This is a genomic window from Sporolactobacillus sp. KGMB 08714 (genome assembly GCF_036598985.1).
Lineage (GTDB): Bacteria > Bacillota > Bacilli > Bacillales > Sporolactobacillaceae > Sporolactobacillus.
In genome coordinates this window covers 59,003-74,591 of record NZ_JAUUBW010000034.1, presented here as the reverse complement: position 1 = coordinate 74,591, position 15,589 = coordinate 59,003, and the positions used below count along the sequence as shown (strand labels likewise).

Genomic DNA, 15,589 nt, shown 5'->3' with positions numbered 1-15,589 from the left:
TGGTCTTTCATTATGTATAGCGCCCACCTTAATCGATTTGACATCTGCATCTTTTTACAAATAATTACAATAATAAATAAAAATGCCGTTTTCTGTAAAAAGAAAACAGCAAGCATCTCCGACTCGTACGCCTGTTTTCTCATCTTTACAGATAAATCTGCTTGAATTAACACCATACACGGGATACTACTGTCCGTGCTGGTTGTCGGGTTTCATAGGGCAAGTCCCTCCGCCGCTCTGGATAAGAAATTCTCAGCACTCATTCAATTGTTGATTTAATCATAGGAAATTCGATTTGGATTGTCAATGCTAAATCATATTATTTTTATGTGTTTTTAATGATAAATGGCAATTTAACTCTGACCTCCGGATAGCCGGTCAGAAAAATCCTTGAAAGGACGCATCATTCGGCGACTCTGCGAAAATGAAATTAAAGCCTTCAAAATCTATGCCATGGCGGACGCAATGAAAAGAAAAGGGAGGAGACAGCCTTCTCTCTTTTCTTCTGATAATTATACTCTATCCGCACTCTTGATAATTCCCATCTCAAATAAAAGAAGCCGCCGTGTTTTTTTTTACTGAACGTGAGCAGGCTGGATCCACTTAGAGCGACTGATCGGATAGGACTCCTTTGCCGTCATCACTTGTTCCTGTTTTCTTCGGCAGGAACGGCCACCAGTTCCCACGGCCGAAGAATTTGACCATGACCGGAACAAAAAGCGGAATGATAATGACGGCGTAGAGAATCAAACCAATAATGACAACAGTAGAAATCTCGACAAGCGATAGCATTCCGGACGGCATCATGGCAGCGAAAGTTCCACTCAGGATGATAACCGCCGAAAAAATGACACTGCCCATATGCCAGAGGGTCAGGAGCATCCGTTCTTTAATCTCCATCTTCATATATTCATTGAATCGTGTCATGACAAAAATCGAGTAGTCAATTCCTAAGGAGATAAGGACAATAAAGCCGAAAAATTGCGTCTCCCATGTTAAACCGGCGTAGTGACCCAGTCTGGTAAAAATCAGCTCTGCGAACCCCATCGATGAAAAATAAGTCAGCAGCAGCGAAGCCATCAGGTAAATCGGCATGCTGAACGAACGTAAGACGATAGTAAGGGCAATAAAGACGCCGATAATGACATAAGTGACAGCCCTTTGATAGTCGGAACTCGAAAGCTGCCTCAAATCATTGTTAAAGCTGGCCGTCCCGCTGATGCCGATGCGGGCATTCTCCAACTTTGTCCCTTTCAGAACAGAGGGAAGTTCGTCTTTCAATTGTTTGAAATGAGCGATGCCTTCATTTGAGTAAGGATCATCCTTCATCTTCACCTGAATCTTGGTTATCTTCCCATTGCCGCTCATATAATTATTGAGTGCAGATTGAAAATCTTTATTGTCAAAGATCTTACTCGGGACATAAATACCCGATTGCTCATAAGGAACTTTCGTCCAGTTGTTCATAAAATCATTGGCCGAATTGATACCGTTTTTAATTTTCTCCGCACCGTCGGCCCCTTGAGCTAATCCCACGGACAAACTCTTCATTTGATCCTGAATCTGGCCGGACCCGTTTTTCAGCTGCGCCTGGCCGGAGGCAATTTGATTTAAAGCATCGCTGATTTTCGATGAGCTTTTCACCGTCTGATCCTGGCCGCTGCCTGCCTGATTCAGACCGCTTTCAAGCTGAGCAAGCCCCGTATCCAGCTGCGCCAGGCCGGACTGAAACGCTCCAAGTCCATCTGTAATTTTTGTCGACTGGCTGTTCAGCTGGTCCGCGGCATCGGCCAGAGCTTTGATCCCTGTATTCAGCTGATTGATTTTTGCCTTTTCCATTTGCGTCTGGCGGCTGATTTCCGCTTGCGCAGCCGCCTGCGTATTTTTCATTTCCGCCAGCAGTTGCTGCAGGGCCGCAACGAACAGGCGGAAATGGGCATCCTGCATCGCCTCGGGATGAACGGCTAAATAAGCATTCAGATTAGTTTGAATTTGCCCCATTGTTTGCTCCAGCTCGCTTGTGTCAATGGCCGGCCGGCTCCCGGACGCCGTAGTAAATTGATTCAGCTGCGCGGACAGGGTTCGCAGGTTTTGCGCAACTTTATGATAGCCGCTCTGAAGCTGCGTCTGGCCGGACTGCAGCTGTGCCAGCTGAGTCCGGGCGGTATGGACTTTTCTTTCCATTTCCGCGGTGCCTGAAGCCCCCGATTTAATGCCGACGGATATCTGCGAGAGTACGCTTTGCATCTGCTGAACGCCTTTTTCCGTATCGTTTGTCCCGCTCTGAAGTTTACCGACATTAGTTACCGCCGCTTGCAGCTGGGGCTGTGACCCATCGATTTTTTTACTTGTGCCTTGAAGATTCTCCTGCAGGCTGCTCAAACCGCCGGAGGCATTGGACAAACCGCTGTGAAGCGTATCAGCCTGTTTCGTGACATAAATATCATCCAGCCGATTGCCGAGCGGACGGGAAACGCTCATGACTGTATCAACGTTCGGATCCTTCTTTAAGGCGATGGAAATACGTTCGATTAACGCGACATAGTCGCTCGTCCTCATATTATCGTCATTTTTCAGATAGATCGTTACCGGCGATAAATTTCCGGCGCCAAAATCGCTGGAAACGATGTTATAGCCCTGTTTCGCCGAATAAGTATCAGGCAGTTCCTGGGGCGAGTTAAACGAAAGCTGGCCATGATACGTGAGGATCGGCGGAATCGTAAATAATGCAACGATGAGCAAAGCGATCAGCGGACGGGCGAAAGCGAGTTTTCCGGCGCCGGCCCAGAGATCGCTTTTCGATTCCTTTATTTTTCCGCGCATCGGCCAGAAAAGCTGTTTGCCGAACGTGACCATAAAAAGCGGGAGCAGCGTAAACAGCGCGAGAAGCAGGAAAACCACGCCGACACCGACGGCGACCGCACTGCGGTACAGATTGAATTGAACAAAAGCCAGCGACAGAAAAGCAATAAAGACGGGAATTCCGCTATGCAGGACGGTGACGCCGGCCGTTTTAAATGTCGTCAGCGTTGCCTGATATTTGTCGGTTCCCTTGGCCAGTTCTTCTTTAAACCGGCTCATGAGTAAGATGCAATAGTCCGTTCCGATGCCGAACATGACGGCAACCATAAAGGTTTGCGTGAAATTGGAGATTGGAAAATTCATAAACTTGACGAGAAAAGCGACAATAACCTGAGCCACCGTATAGCTGATTCCGATGGTGAACAGCGGAATAAACGGAGCGACAAACGAACGGAAGACGAGCAGGAGAATAACAAGAATGAAGATAACGGTCAGGCCTTCCGTCCGGTGCAGTCCTGCTTCGGCCGCCTTATTCATGTCATTCGTAATCAATTCCTGACCGGTCAGATAGGTCTGGACACCGTTCGTTCTTATTTCCTGATTAATTTTGCCGCGGACGCCCTGTACAAACGTCTGATTCACATTTTGAACGTCTAAAGCCGCCATGAGTGTTTTTTTATTCTTTGAAAGAAACTGATCCTGCAATTCTTTATGATCAAAGCTGTCAGTAACACTGCTGATCTTTAAAGTATTTTTGTTATTCTTGACTCTTTGCAGCGTCTGCTTAATCGCGCTCAGGTCATTATTTGATAGAGCTTTGTTCGAATGGAAGACCGCAACATAGATGGTTGTATCCTTGCCGCTGAACTGCTTTTCCAGCCTGTTTGCCTGACTCGTTGAATAAGTGTCAGGCAGTGCATAGCTGCCCTTCTCCTGTACAAGTGCACTCATATCGGGTGAAGTTAAAATGAGGGCAATCATCCCCGCGATCCAAATACCCAACATGACCCAGCGTAATGAAATGATTTTTCGCATCCGTTCACCTTCTATATCTGCTTATTCTTATCTTTCAAAATGAATTTTGATCATATCCCGGTGCCTGATACTTTTATTTTTCTTCAGTGCAAAGCCCGTACGCCCTTTTGTTACCTCCACCTGGGATAGCAAAGATCGAAACCTATCTTTCGCAACAAAGACAGCGCAGACCGCTTCCTTTCATTTTTTAACATCTCCTAATCGCGGAAACAGAGCGAGCGCATTCTCGTAAAACATGGCCTGACGCTGCTTCTCCGTCAGCAGGTCCGTATCGTTGAGCATACCGGCCAGACTGGCGCAGCCGATCGCCGGCGTATACGGATAATCGCTGCCGTACAGCAAATGGCTCGCATCCACAAGCTGCAAAAGAGTTCCCAGCTGCCTTGGCACGCAGAAACCGGCGACATCATAATACAATCTTTTTAGCACGGCATACACATCGGCTTTAACCTTCCTCTCTCCTACCGGTATGATCTTAAAGAACGGATCCAGCCGGTCGGCAAGCAGGGACAAAAAAGCACCGGCATGCGGAATCACAAACTTAATATTTTTATAGCGGCTGAACGTTCCATTAATGATCATGTTGATCACAGTCCGCGTCGTATCAAACAGAAATTCCATCGCAGGAATGGGCAGACCTTCATTCACATTTTCCGGAACACGGCCCGGCTTATTCGGATGAAGCACGACCACTGTTTTTCGCTCATTCAGCACTTCAAAAACCGGGTCCAGATCCGTTCTTCCCAAATAAATGCCCCGTGTATTCGTCGGCAGGGTGAAACCGTCCGCATCCAATTCATCGAGGGCAAACCGTATTTCCTCGATGCTGTCTTTAACGTTCGGCAAGGGCAGTGACGCTAAGAGGCGGAACTTCCCCGGATACTGCCCGGCAAGTTCCGCCCCATATTCATTCACTCGGCGGGCCAGTGTTTTTGCGGCTGCCTCATCGCCAAAATACACATGGGGAGAGGATAAAGACAGTATCGAAATTTCGATGCCGAGACGTTCCATAAGTGCAATATGCTGTCTCGGATCCCAATCCGGCGTCTTAAACCCGTCCGGCCTTTCGCCCTCGTTTTCACGTAGTGCTTCGACATAACTCGGAGGCAGATAATGGACATGCACATCAATTTTCATATTCCTTTTGGCCTTGCCTAAACCTTTGACCATTTTAACCCCCTGCTTCCATTCATTAATGCTCATCAAACAATCCCTTCCTTATCAGCAACAGTCATGTTTATCCTCCCCTTTTAAAATGAACATCATGTTGATTTTATTGATTGTTTCTTTTATCATAAGAGAGAACAAAGGGAAAATACAATAAACAATTTCAAATCATCTGTTGATTTAAAATAGAGGGGAATAGAAATGAAACAGAACGCTAAATTTGCCCATACCGAGGAAGTGATTAAGGAAACCTTTATTCAGATTGTCTGTACGAAAGGATTTCATGACCTGACTGTGATGGACATTACACGGGCAGCCCGCATCAACCGCGGCACCTTCTATCTGCATTATATGGATAAGTTTGACCTTCTGGAGAAATATGAGAAAGAGCTGCTGGATAAATTGCGGCAGATTATGAAAACCAATCTTCCTGCAGCCATGGATCATGCTGCTTTAGAGGCAGAAAATTATTCGCTTTACAGAATTGTCATATCCGCGTTGAACTACGTACACGAAAATGCGAAAATTCTCAATGCTTTAATCAGCGGAGACGGGGGGCCTCATTTTCTGGACAAAATCAAAATGTTATTAGCGGATGAAATCGAAAAAGCGCTCATACAAAAAAAAGGATCCGCAAAATTTATTCCTACTTTGCCGGAAGATTACGCAAAAGAGCTGATTTTAAACAGTTTACTGAGCCCTATCCTGTTTTGGATTTCCAAGAAAAATCCCGAAAGCCTGGATGAGATTGCCGACATCATCATGAAGAGTCAGTTTTTGTCTCCATGCGCCGTTTTAGATATTTCACCACCGGATCATTAGAACGATTACTTCACCTTTCGCAGGCTAAAAATTAAACCCAATGCGTGCGTATCATGGATTTGTCACAATAATCTGTATTGTTAACAGGCATTTAATTAACAAACAAGACACCTATCTGTTTGGCAGAGTGAATTGAGCGAAAACACTACCAAAGGAAGAGGTGTCCCCTATAAGATTACGAAAAAAATCCGAATCATCAGCTTCCAAATGCATTGAAAAACGACTTTTGATACATTAGTCTCTGAACTATTTCGGCGCCCGGCACCAGACAGCATCCGTTTTGTCGTGTGCTTACTTGATCTCTATATTCCTCCTTCAGCGTTTCTCCGCTGTCATTCAGTCTGCCGCAACTTTTTTGCTTGTTCTTCACGTAATATTTTTCAAAACATTGACGCAAAGCATGCGGTCTTCTTGGGACATTAGACCGGAACATGTGATGCGGCCGACCACACGGTTCCGATTCAGCTAAATTGGAAATCCGCCACCATGAATAACGGATTCATTTGTTCCATTGCGTTTGCGGTGATCCATTTTCATTGACGTTTAAGCGTTCGTTGCGGGAAGAATGTCCGTGCTGTTCAATAACGTTTGTCTACCATTTGATCCCGAAGTCTGATCCGAGCTCGTATTTTCAACGGCTGCACCAAAAAGTAGTCGATGATTTTTTTCGAATCATGATGCCGATCATCTTTATGTCATCGTCGGCCGGCTCTCCAGCTTTACTCCATATTTTAACGTATCTTTGTTGGAAAAGCGAAGCAATGGCCCTTCTTATTCCTGTTGAAGCTATTCTTTTATTGCGGAAATTTTTCTCCTGATTACGCTCATTATTCTGCTTTAGTTCTGAGAGAGCTGCAATTAAGACGACACAAAGTGAGATATAAGCTTTTCAACAAACTCATCGAGTGAATGACTCTCTGAAACGGAGCGGATAAGTTTTGGGTCCATCAAGCCTGTTACAATGCTATCAAAAATATTAAAAAAGATGGCTCGTTCTTCTTTCTTGATAGCAAACAATAAAACAATATTAACTGTATTATCCTTATCCCATTTGATACCCTTTTCAGATAATACAATCTCTAAACTAGTTTTTTCGGCATCCATATTAAAGGAATGGGGCACTGCTACCTGGCCAAATGCCGTTGCAGATTGTGATTCTCTTTCCAATACGTCATTATAGAAGTTTTGATGAACATATCTTTTTTTTCTCAGGTTATTACACATAAACCTGAGAACATCGCTTTTAGATTTATCCATAACTTTGAAGAATAAACCCGGTTCGGTTAATTCATTCAAATGATCACGGAGATAAATTCGTCTCTTAAGAACTCTATTCTTTTCGATAGCATTCTGAATAGTCCGTTCATCATTTTTAGTAAAAAAAGGGGTAATCTGAACCTCATATAACGATGTATTGTAAAGTAATGGTCCTACGTTAATTAAAAAATCATTATTTTTAGTATCTATATCGTCGACAGAAGAAACAACTTGATTAACAACAAGATCCTTTCCAAATACCTTTTCTGTCTTGCCGATAAGTCCTTGACTAAAATCATAGTAACTAGGAACATAAAATACACATTTTATATGATTGTTTAAATAATCACTTTCGCCCATGATACTTCCAATATGCAACGCAAGGAAAGTTGACTCATCCTCTCCGACTTTCTTGCCAGTAAACTTAGAAATCGCATTGGCCAATTCTACGGCATGTTCAAATATTAACGGACAGGAATGTTTTATTTGTTTCGTTAACGGATTCTTGAGTTCATAATCCCCTTCCAGCCTGACTAACAAATTTTTGATATGAAGAGAAAATTTTACAATAAAGGTATCGTTATCGACGTCAAAGAGATTCCACTTTCTCATTTCAGTTTTTAGCCCTAATATTAATTGAATGGTTTTGCTATCCAGAACATCTTTTAGGCCTTCACTGCTCAGGCTGGAATAGTCAATTTTAGTTAGGTTGCCAAGGACTATGTTTGCTAAAGCTTTACGTTCACTATCAGAATAAGAAACATTATAATCAGATTCGATTCTTGTAGCTAGTTCATTAACCAACGACAGTTCATCACTTGAAAAATCACTCAAGTAAATATGCCTTTCCGATTGCATGAAATCATGTTCAATCCTATCCAACTCAATAGCGATCTCAAGAACTAGATTTAATAAAGCATAATCATTTACGAAATAACCGTGTTTCTCACATATGTCTTTGATTGTATTCTTTAAAGAGACAAGATCAAAAGCAGGAAAAAGATCCTCTAATACTTCAACATTTAGAAGACCATTATTAAATTCTCCAGACAATAATTTTCCTAATAATGATCTTTTATCCCTTTCAGCTCCATCAATAACTAGGGTGCCATTTTTTTGATTTACGAAGAGATTATTATTAATTAGTCCTTCCTTAACTAAGGAAAGATCTTTTTTTATCGTTTCTGGGCTAACCATCAACGCTTCACTGATATCGTATATATCTATGCTTCCAGTCTGCACTAAACGCTTTAATATAAAAAGTACTCGATCATCTTGTGTTACGGGGATAGACAAGGTACTCTCTGTAATTAATTTTTTGGCACGGCCCTTATCAAGAATATATCCCTTATTTGATGACTTAACTAAGTTTTTATGTTCACTATTGATGACACCGATATAATTACGAACTGTTCTCGAAGAAACATTTAGATGACAGGCTAACTCTTGAGCGGTCATTCTACCCTCAGCATTCACAAGAATCTGAAGTAATTCTTTACGCTTTGCTTCCATAGTTTCTCCGATCATTTAATCTCCCTTCCAGATCAGATATACGTTTCTCATAGGCCCCAAATACTTTTAAAAATGATTCTGTCAGCAAAATTTCACTGTTAATCGTCATCATTGTATCCTGTGCATGTGTGAAGAGCAAAGAATACCCGCCATTTTTCCCACGTGTTTCATCCTGAATTTGATCTGTTTGTGTCTTATGAGCCGCAGTGATTTTTTTATGAGCTTCGGCTAATAACTTCCTTGCTCCAGGGATATCAAATGTTGAAAGATGCTTAATAGCATCAAGGTTTGCCTCCCGTGCATCACCTGCATTCAAGATAATACTCATTGCTGCTTGAACGATTTGGCTAACTTCTCCTTCACTCATTATCCTTCTCTCCCCCGCGTAAAAAATTACCATTTGTTTTAATGACATTTTTATACCACTGATAGCTATCCTTTAATAGTCTTTTTCCGCTTCCATTTCCTTCATCGTCCAAATCGACATACACACATCCATATCTCTTTGACATTTGACTTGAAGAGCAACTTACTATATCAATCGGAGTCCATAATAAGTACCCCATAATATCGGCGCCATCTTTAATTGCTTCATTGATTTGAATCAAGTGTTGCCTGATATAATCAATCCGATAATTGTCATGAATACATCCACTTTCAACCTTATCCACGGCGCCAAGACCATTTTCAGTAATAAAGAGTGAAATTCCTGGATAGCGATCATTATATCGGTTGATGGCAATTCTTAGACCAATAGGATCAACCTCCCAACCCCATTCGCTCGTTTCCAGATGGGGGTTCGAGGATCTTACAAACATGTTATCTAATGAATCAGTTTTGCTATCATTTATCTTTGTATAATAGTAACTGAATGCAAGATAGTCCATCGTGTACTTCGAAAGTAAATCTAATTCTTTTACTGTCATATCTATGTTAATATTGGACTCTTTAAAGTAACGCAAAACCGGCTTTGGATACTTCCCCCGGATCTGTACATCAGGATATAAAAATTGCAGCTGATTTTTTCTCATACTAAATAGCATATCATCTGGGGAACAGGTTGCCGGATAAGCAATTTTATCACTCAGCATAGTACCGATTTTTAAGTTATTATCGATCTCTGTTGCATACTTCTTAACTAATGCCGATGCGACGAACTGATTGTGAGAGCCCTGATAGATAGCTTCATAAGGATTATTGAACTGATGAAATCTGATTCCTAAAGAATCAAAATTTGCCATATTTATTTGATTAAACACAATCCAATACTTAACCTCGTTGTGATAACGTTTTATGCACTCCTTTGCAAAAACAAAGAAGTAGTGAATTACTTTTTTACTGTACCATCCATTATAGTTTTCAACTAAATAGGTGGGCATTTCATAATGCGATAAAGTAATGACAGGCTCCATGCCATCGCTTCTGATTTCCTCGATAAGACTGTCGTAATACTCTAAAGCATCAGAATCAGGACTTTCTTCAATGCCTTTAGGAAACATAAAGGACCAGTCAATGGAAGTTCTAAACGCTTTTAAGCCCATATCCTGCATTAATTTAAGATCACTTTTATAGTTGTGATAAAAGTCAATGCCTCTTCGTTTTGGATAGTTTTCATTAGCTTGTTCTACAAGCGGAATTTCACCAAATTTATTAGAAGTGAACTCAGCTCTATCATTTTTATTTGAAGAAAGAGTACGATAATCAGCAATAGATTTCCCTTTTTTATAGGGGTAGAGTCCATCTGCCTGATTTGAGGCAATTGCTCCGCCCCATAAAAAATTTTTATTAAACACACAAATCATTCCCTCTTGACCCATTATGGTAAGTAATCTCAGTCATCATCTTCAACACCGGCAACTTCAGCAGCTAAACATTTGTTATCATAAATCTTGTAGAATGGGTACCAAATTAACCATGTTACAGCAAACACCACGGCTGTTAAGACAACACCTCCAAAACCTGAAACAAAGAATCCTTGAAGGAATGACGGGGTGTACCACAGAGAGAATACGGCCGTTGGAATAGCCACCAAGCCAACTTTCAATGTAAAATAAACAATGGTTACTGAAACTACAGCATTGATCCACATCGGAATCATTAACATAGGATTCCAAGCTACCGTACTAAATACAAGAGGCTCATTAATGTTCAAAATACTTGGCCCAATACACGTTTTTCCAATAGCCTTTAGCTTTTGAGATTTTGCTCTTAGCATCATTACTGAAAGCGGCAGTGTACAGCCACGTCCGCCCAAAGCAATAAGGGCAAACGTAACTTCATCACAAAAGATATTTACGGCATGTCCACCCGCAGCAGCAATTGCAGCATTTGCAGTAATAGCTGTTAAGGCAATTGGTGTTAAGATGGGTGTAAATACCCATCCGCTTATACCGAGTGAGAAGAAAATTGTCGGAATCAGGTAGAGCAGTAGCATTCCCGGATACGTTTGAGCCACAGAAATTAATGGTTTAAACAAGGCAATAATAGAATTATACAAATCAAATTTAATTTGAATGACAATAAGCCAGCCAACAAAAACAACAATAAAAATGGGAATTAATGCATCAAACCACTGTTGAATAAACTGAGGCATCGCAGAATCTTCCTTGAAGAAAGAAACCGATGCAAAGACGTTCATAATAACGGCAACAAATAAACCTGCAATAATCGCAACAAACATACCACCTGCACCAAAGTAATCAAATTGATAAAGATAGCCAGTCTTTAATACCTGAGGGTTAACGGTAATCATAAATAATGAAAGACCGGTTAATCCCGCAATATATTTCATATTGTCGTGCTTCTTATGTTCCATAATGAAATATGGAATTAGAAATGCCATAAAGAGAGCAACTAACCCAAATGTGTAACTCCTAATATCTGACATGTCCGGCAATTTATTTATATAATTGCGGACAACATTATAAATTGTAATTAATGAACCGACTAAGATCATAGGTAAAATCCTGTTTATGGCATCTTGGATACCCGCAACCCAAGGATTTTGTGCAATGGCATCTGCTTTAGGACCTACAACATCGGTCATCCATTTCATAAACTTTTGCATTTTCATTTTCCCCCAGTTACCTGTTAATTGAAAAAAGATAATAAATGTTCTAAAGCTTTTTCTCCGTCTAACATAGCGTAGTATGATTTCTTCATCACAATGACCTTTACATCCTTTCCTTTAGCCTTTTCAGAAACTTCAGGTTCAAGATGTTTCATATGAGGTCCTATCATAATGGCATCAACAGAATCAATGTACGAGTCCACTTCACTAGCACTTCTCGCTAAGGCCTTGCAAGAAATTCCTTTTTTCTTTGCGATCTTATTCATGTTAGTAGCCATGAATCCACTCGAAGCTCCTGAGCCGCATACTAATAAAACTTTTAAGTTTTTCATAAGAATCCCCCTATCTCCATCGGATACTTTGATTTTATGATGGTTAAACGCTTACCTCAAATAAACATTTGCCTCACGAGTAGGAAACCTGGCAAGAGGTTGTGGTAGTGTCAGAAGCTTAGGGGGCTGAGAGGCACCGTTTTGTATCTATTTCGACAACAGCCAAATATTTTCGAGTTGTGCTGGCCTAATGGTAATCTACTTAGAGTATTGTTTTTCTCACTCCTTGCTTTCTCCCGATTCGTCAAGCATCAAAGCAGAGATAATAAATCCACTAGAATAATAAAAAATCAGACCCTCCTCCGAGATTCCGATTCAACGTGCCTCCCCCGCCCTGACGACCATCAAAAAAGGCAAATTCCGACCCCATTCTGATTCAAGAATATGAAACCTATGCGATCGGTTACATTAGTGAATGAAACTTGATCCGGATCAAGGTATTCTGTTCATTTCACCTGTATCATAATTGCTGGAAGTTATCAAAATGACTCTTGTTGTTAAAATAATTACTGAGGAGCAAAAGCATGGATATCTTTACTTTTCGAAACTTGTCCGCGAAAGGAAGAACTTGCCACGATCAGTCACCCAGACTACTTTTCACTTATCCTTAAAAACCGAAAAAACCGATCGCTAAATTGCAGAGCGATGCAGTGCAGAGGCCTCCGCCATTCCGGAACAAAGGAAAAATTGGTTCCTCTGCAGGGAATGACCGGGGTTCCAGCGTCCGGAAAAGTCGTTCGGCCCGAAGTATAAGCCGTATCTGCAGAACAGCGGCCTCGCTGTTTTCAAATGGCTGCCGGCAAAGGCAGATGATCATGCCGGATCGGTTTTCTGTGATCCGATCCATTTTTGGGGAAGGTGAAGAGTCAATTGAATGAATCAAAACGTGTAAATAGTGCAGAGCCTCTTAAATTTACAATCGTCAACCGGGACACTTGCATCTCCTGCGGAGCCTGCCAAATGGCTGCTCCTGATATTTTTGATGCGGATGACGAAGGACTTGCTTTTTCAATCATCGATAACAATCAGGGAATACGGCCGATTCCCGAAGAATTGTTAATGGACTTGGATGACGCCTACGAGGGTTGCCCCACGGAGTCCATTCAAGTATCGGACGTGCCGTTTAAAACGGCCAGTTCAAAGGGATAAATGATCTATGATGCCTTGTTCTAAAATACTTTTTCCGTTCTGATTTTTATCACAATGAAGAGAGGATGAGCCATTGATAAAGATCAAACGAATTTATCAAGAAAAATTGTCTTCAGACGGCATCCGCATTCTCGTCGACAGACTCTGGCCCAGAGGCATTTCAAAAGAACGCGCTCAGCTGGACCATTGGATGAAAGATGTCGCGCCAAGTGCCGGCCTGCGTCAATGGTATCACCGGCATCGGAACCAATTCGCTGCATTTAAAGAGGCTTATGAAAAAGAACTGGAACATGATCAGGAAAAGAAAAAAGCGCTAGAACAGCTTGCACAGCTCGGACAGGCGCAAACCGTCACACTGCTCTCTGCAGCAAAGCATGTAGAAGTAAGCCATGTGCCCATTCTTCAGGCTTTTCTGCAGAACCCTTTCAACATGTGAATATCTGAGTCTATCAAACAGGCTTTAAAAACGGAGGGATGACGGATGGAAAACGCAATGTTTTGTTTTCAGTGTCAGGAAACCGCAAGAGGCAGCGGATGCACGCAGATAGGCATCTGCGGCAAAAAACCGGAGGTAGCTGCCGCCCAGGATTTATTGATGTATGTGACAAAAGGAATTTCCGCGATCACGACCCGGCTGCGCGCCGAAGGGAAAAAAGTTGATCGCGAAACCAATCATTTGATTACCGAGAATTTATTTACAACGATCACCAATGCAAATTTCGATGAACGTGTGATTCGCTCACGTGTCGTCTCTACACTGAAAAAAAGGAAAGAACTGATTGACAAGCTGACGAACAAAGAAAATCTCCCTGATGCATCTGTCTGGACCTTTGGAAATGGCGGAGGATCCGACCGCAAAGTGACTCATATCGGAGTGCTTTCAACAAAGGATGAGGACATCCGCAGCCTGCGCGAGCTGATCACCTATGGTTTGAAAGGGCTTTCCGCATACAGCAGGCATGCCAACGTTTTATTAAAAGACGATGAGGAAGTGGATGCTTTCCTGCAACGTGCGCTCGCAAAGACACTGGATGATTCCCTTGGAGCAGATGCGTTAACCGCTCTCGTCCTGGAAACCGGAAAATACGGCGTGAAAGGCTTAGCCTTGCTGGATCAGGCAAATTCAGACACCTACGGTGATCCGGAAATCACAAAAGTGAAAACCGGTGTCGGCAATCGGCCCGGCATTCTGATCTCCGGGCATGACCTGCATGACATCGAAATGCTTCTCCAACAGACGCAGGGGACGGGCGTAGATGTATACACCCATTCGGAAATGCTGCCTGCACACTATTATCCGGCTTTTAAAAAGTATTCGAATTTCATAGGCAATTATGGAAACGCCTGGTGGAAGCAAAAAGAGGAATTTGAAAGTTTCAATGGTCCGATTTTAATGACGACAAATTGTATTGTTCCGCCGGAAGACAGTTATAAAGACAGGCTATATACGACAGGAGCCGCAGGTTTTCCCGGATGTAAACATATCCCGGGTGAAATCGGGGAGCCAAAAGACTTTTCTGAAATAATCAAGGCCGCTCAGAAATGCCCGCCGCCTGCAGAAATTGAAAACGGCGAAATCGTCGGCGGATTTGCCCATCATCAACTCTTTTCGCTGGCCGATAAAGTGGCGGATGCAGTCAAATCCGGAGCGATTAAGAAGTTCGTTGTGATGGCCGGTTGCGACGGCAGAGTAAGATCGCGAAAATACTACACCGACTTTGCCAAAGCGCTGCCTAAAGACACGGTAATTCTGACGGCCGGCTGCGCAAAATATAAATATAACAAACTCAACCTGGGCGATATCAACGGCATTCCCCGCGTACTGGATGCAGGGCAGTGCAACGATTCCTACTCCCTTGTTGCCATCGCACTGAAGCTAAAAGAAGTGTTCGGCCTGGAAGATATTAATGATTTACCGATTATTTACAACATCGCGTGGTACGAACAGAAAGCAGTGATCATATTGCTGGCACTGCTGTATCTGGGTATTAAGAATATTCATCTGGGGCCGACTTTACCCGCTTTTCTGTCCCCCAACGTTGCCAATCTGCTGGTCAGGAAATTCGGGATCTCGGGAATTCATTCTGTAAAGGAAGATCTGGACCTGTTTTTCGGATAATATTGCTTTCTCACCATTTGATGCATATGAGAAGGCAAAGAAAACAGATGGGCCTGTAAAAGACGTTGTATAGAAAGAAAGTTGCTTACCCGATCCGGCATCTATACTGTTATCAATGCCAGCCCTCTTCGTTTGACGGCTCTGTTTGGAGACGGAAGGTTGATCTACTCCAATTAGCCCGCGATTCTGCGATCGCGGGCTGGTTTTGTTCATCATAACTTTTTTTGGGGGGATGCTATGAACCTATTTGAGACTGCCTCATTGGGCAGAATCTTTACTGTCCCTTTTCAATGTCTACTGATCAATAAAATTTCTGAGTGTAAC

General features: G+C 42.4%; 11 protein-coding genes and 1 riboswitch. Of the genes, 4 read left to right on the top strand and 7 right to left on the bottom strand.

Annotated elements, in window-relative coordinates:
- Window positions 1-136: 136 nt before the first annotated feature.
- Window positions 137-248: riboswitch (SAM riboswitch) on the bottom strand.
- A gap of 355 nt (window positions 249-603) precedes the next feature.
- Together Q6A92_RS14485 and Q6A92_RS14480 are read right to left on the bottom strand one after the other, a co-directional pair.
- Window positions 604-3,837 (bottom strand): MMPL family transporter, encoded by a 3,234-nt coding sequence (locus tag Q6A92_RS14485; RefSeq protein WP_332238529.1) that lies wholly within the window; start codon window positions 3,835-3,837, stop codon window positions 604-606.
- A gap of 180 nt (window positions 3,838-4,017) precedes the next feature.
- Window positions 4,018-5,040 (bottom strand): amidohydrolase family protein, encoded by a 1,023-nt coding sequence (locus Q6A92_RS14480; RefSeq protein ID WP_332238528.1) that lies wholly within the window; start codon window positions 5,038-5,040, stop codon window positions 4,018-4,020.
- A gap of 165 nt (window positions 5,041-5,205) precedes the next feature.
- Between Q6A92_RS14480 and Q6A92_RS14475 the strand changes: the two genes are divergently transcribed.
- Window positions 5,206-5,826, top strand: a complete 621-nt coding sequence (locus tag Q6A92_RS14475) for a TetR/AcrR family transcriptional regulator (RefSeq protein WP_274400783.1) — start codon at window positions 5,206-5,208, stop codon at window positions 5,824-5,826.
- 858 nt (window positions 5,827-6,684) lie between these two features.
- Here the strand turns inward: Q6A92_RS14475 and Q6A92_RS14470 are convergent.
- From Q6A92_RS14470 to Q6A92_RS14450, 5 genes are read right to left on the bottom strand one after another with little or no spacing between them, the layout of a single operon-like run.
- Window positions 6,685-8,610, bottom strand: a complete 1,926-nt coding sequence (locus tag Q6A92_RS14470; RefSeq protein ID WP_332238527.1) for a BglG family transcription antiterminator — start codon at window positions 8,608-8,610, stop codon at window positions 6,685-6,687.
- Window positions 8,579-8,962, bottom strand: coding sequence for a PTS lactose/cellobiose transporter subunit IIA (locus tag Q6A92_RS14465; RefSeq protein ID WP_332238526.1), 384 nt, complete (start codon window positions 8,960-8,962; stop codon window positions 8,579-8,581). The genes Q6A92_RS14470 and Q6A92_RS14465 overlap by 32 nt, the downstream gene beginning before the upstream one ends.
- Window positions 8,955-10,388, bottom strand: coding sequence for a glycoside hydrolase family 1 protein (locus Q6A92_RS14460; RefSeq protein ID WP_332238525.1), 1,434 nt, complete (start codon window positions 10,386-10,388; stop codon window positions 8,955-8,957). Before Q6A92_RS14460 ends, Q6A92_RS14465 begins: the two co-directional genes overlap by 8 nt.
- A gap of 38 nt (window positions 10,389-10,426) precedes the next feature.
- Entirely contained in the window at window positions 10,427-11,662 is a 1,236-nt protein-coding gene (locus tag Q6A92_RS14455; RefSeq protein WP_332238524.1) for a PTS sugar transporter subunit IIC, read from the bottom strand.
- Between the two features lie 23 nt (window positions 11,663-11,685).
- Window positions 11,686-11,997 carry a PTS sugar transporter subunit IIB gene (locus Q6A92_RS14450; protein WP_332238523.1) on the bottom strand — a complete coding sequence of 104 codons (312 nt, stop codon included), beginning with the start codon at window positions 11,995-11,997 and terminating at the stop codon, window positions 11,686-11,688.
- Window positions 11,998-12,867: 870 nt separating this feature from the next.
- On the opposite strand from Q6A92_RS14450, the gene Q6A92_RS14445 reads away from it, so the two are divergent.
- The 3 genes from Q6A92_RS14445 (at window position 12,868) to hcp (ending at window position 15,265) form a co-directional block, all read left to right on the top strand.
- A complete protein-coding gene (locus tag Q6A92_RS14445) occupies window positions 12,868-13,146 on the top strand; it encodes a ferredoxin (protein WP_332238522.1) in 279 nt (92 codons plus the stop codon).
- Window positions 13,147-13,219: 73 nt separating this feature from the next.
- On the top strand, window positions 13,220-13,582 hold the full coding sequence (locus Q6A92_RS14440; protein WP_332238521.1) for a DUF488 domain-containing protein: 363 nt from the start codon (window positions 13,220-13,222) through the stop codon (window positions 13,580-13,582).
- A 45-nt stretch (window positions 13,583-13,627) separates the two neighbouring features.
- On the top strand, window positions 13,628-15,265 hold the full coding sequence (gene hcp / locus Q6A92_RS14435) for a hydroxylamine reductase (protein WP_332238520.1): 1,638 nt from the start codon (window positions 13,628-13,630) through the stop codon (window positions 15,263-15,265).
- The last annotated feature ends 324 nt before the right edge of the window (window positions 15,266-15,589 follow it).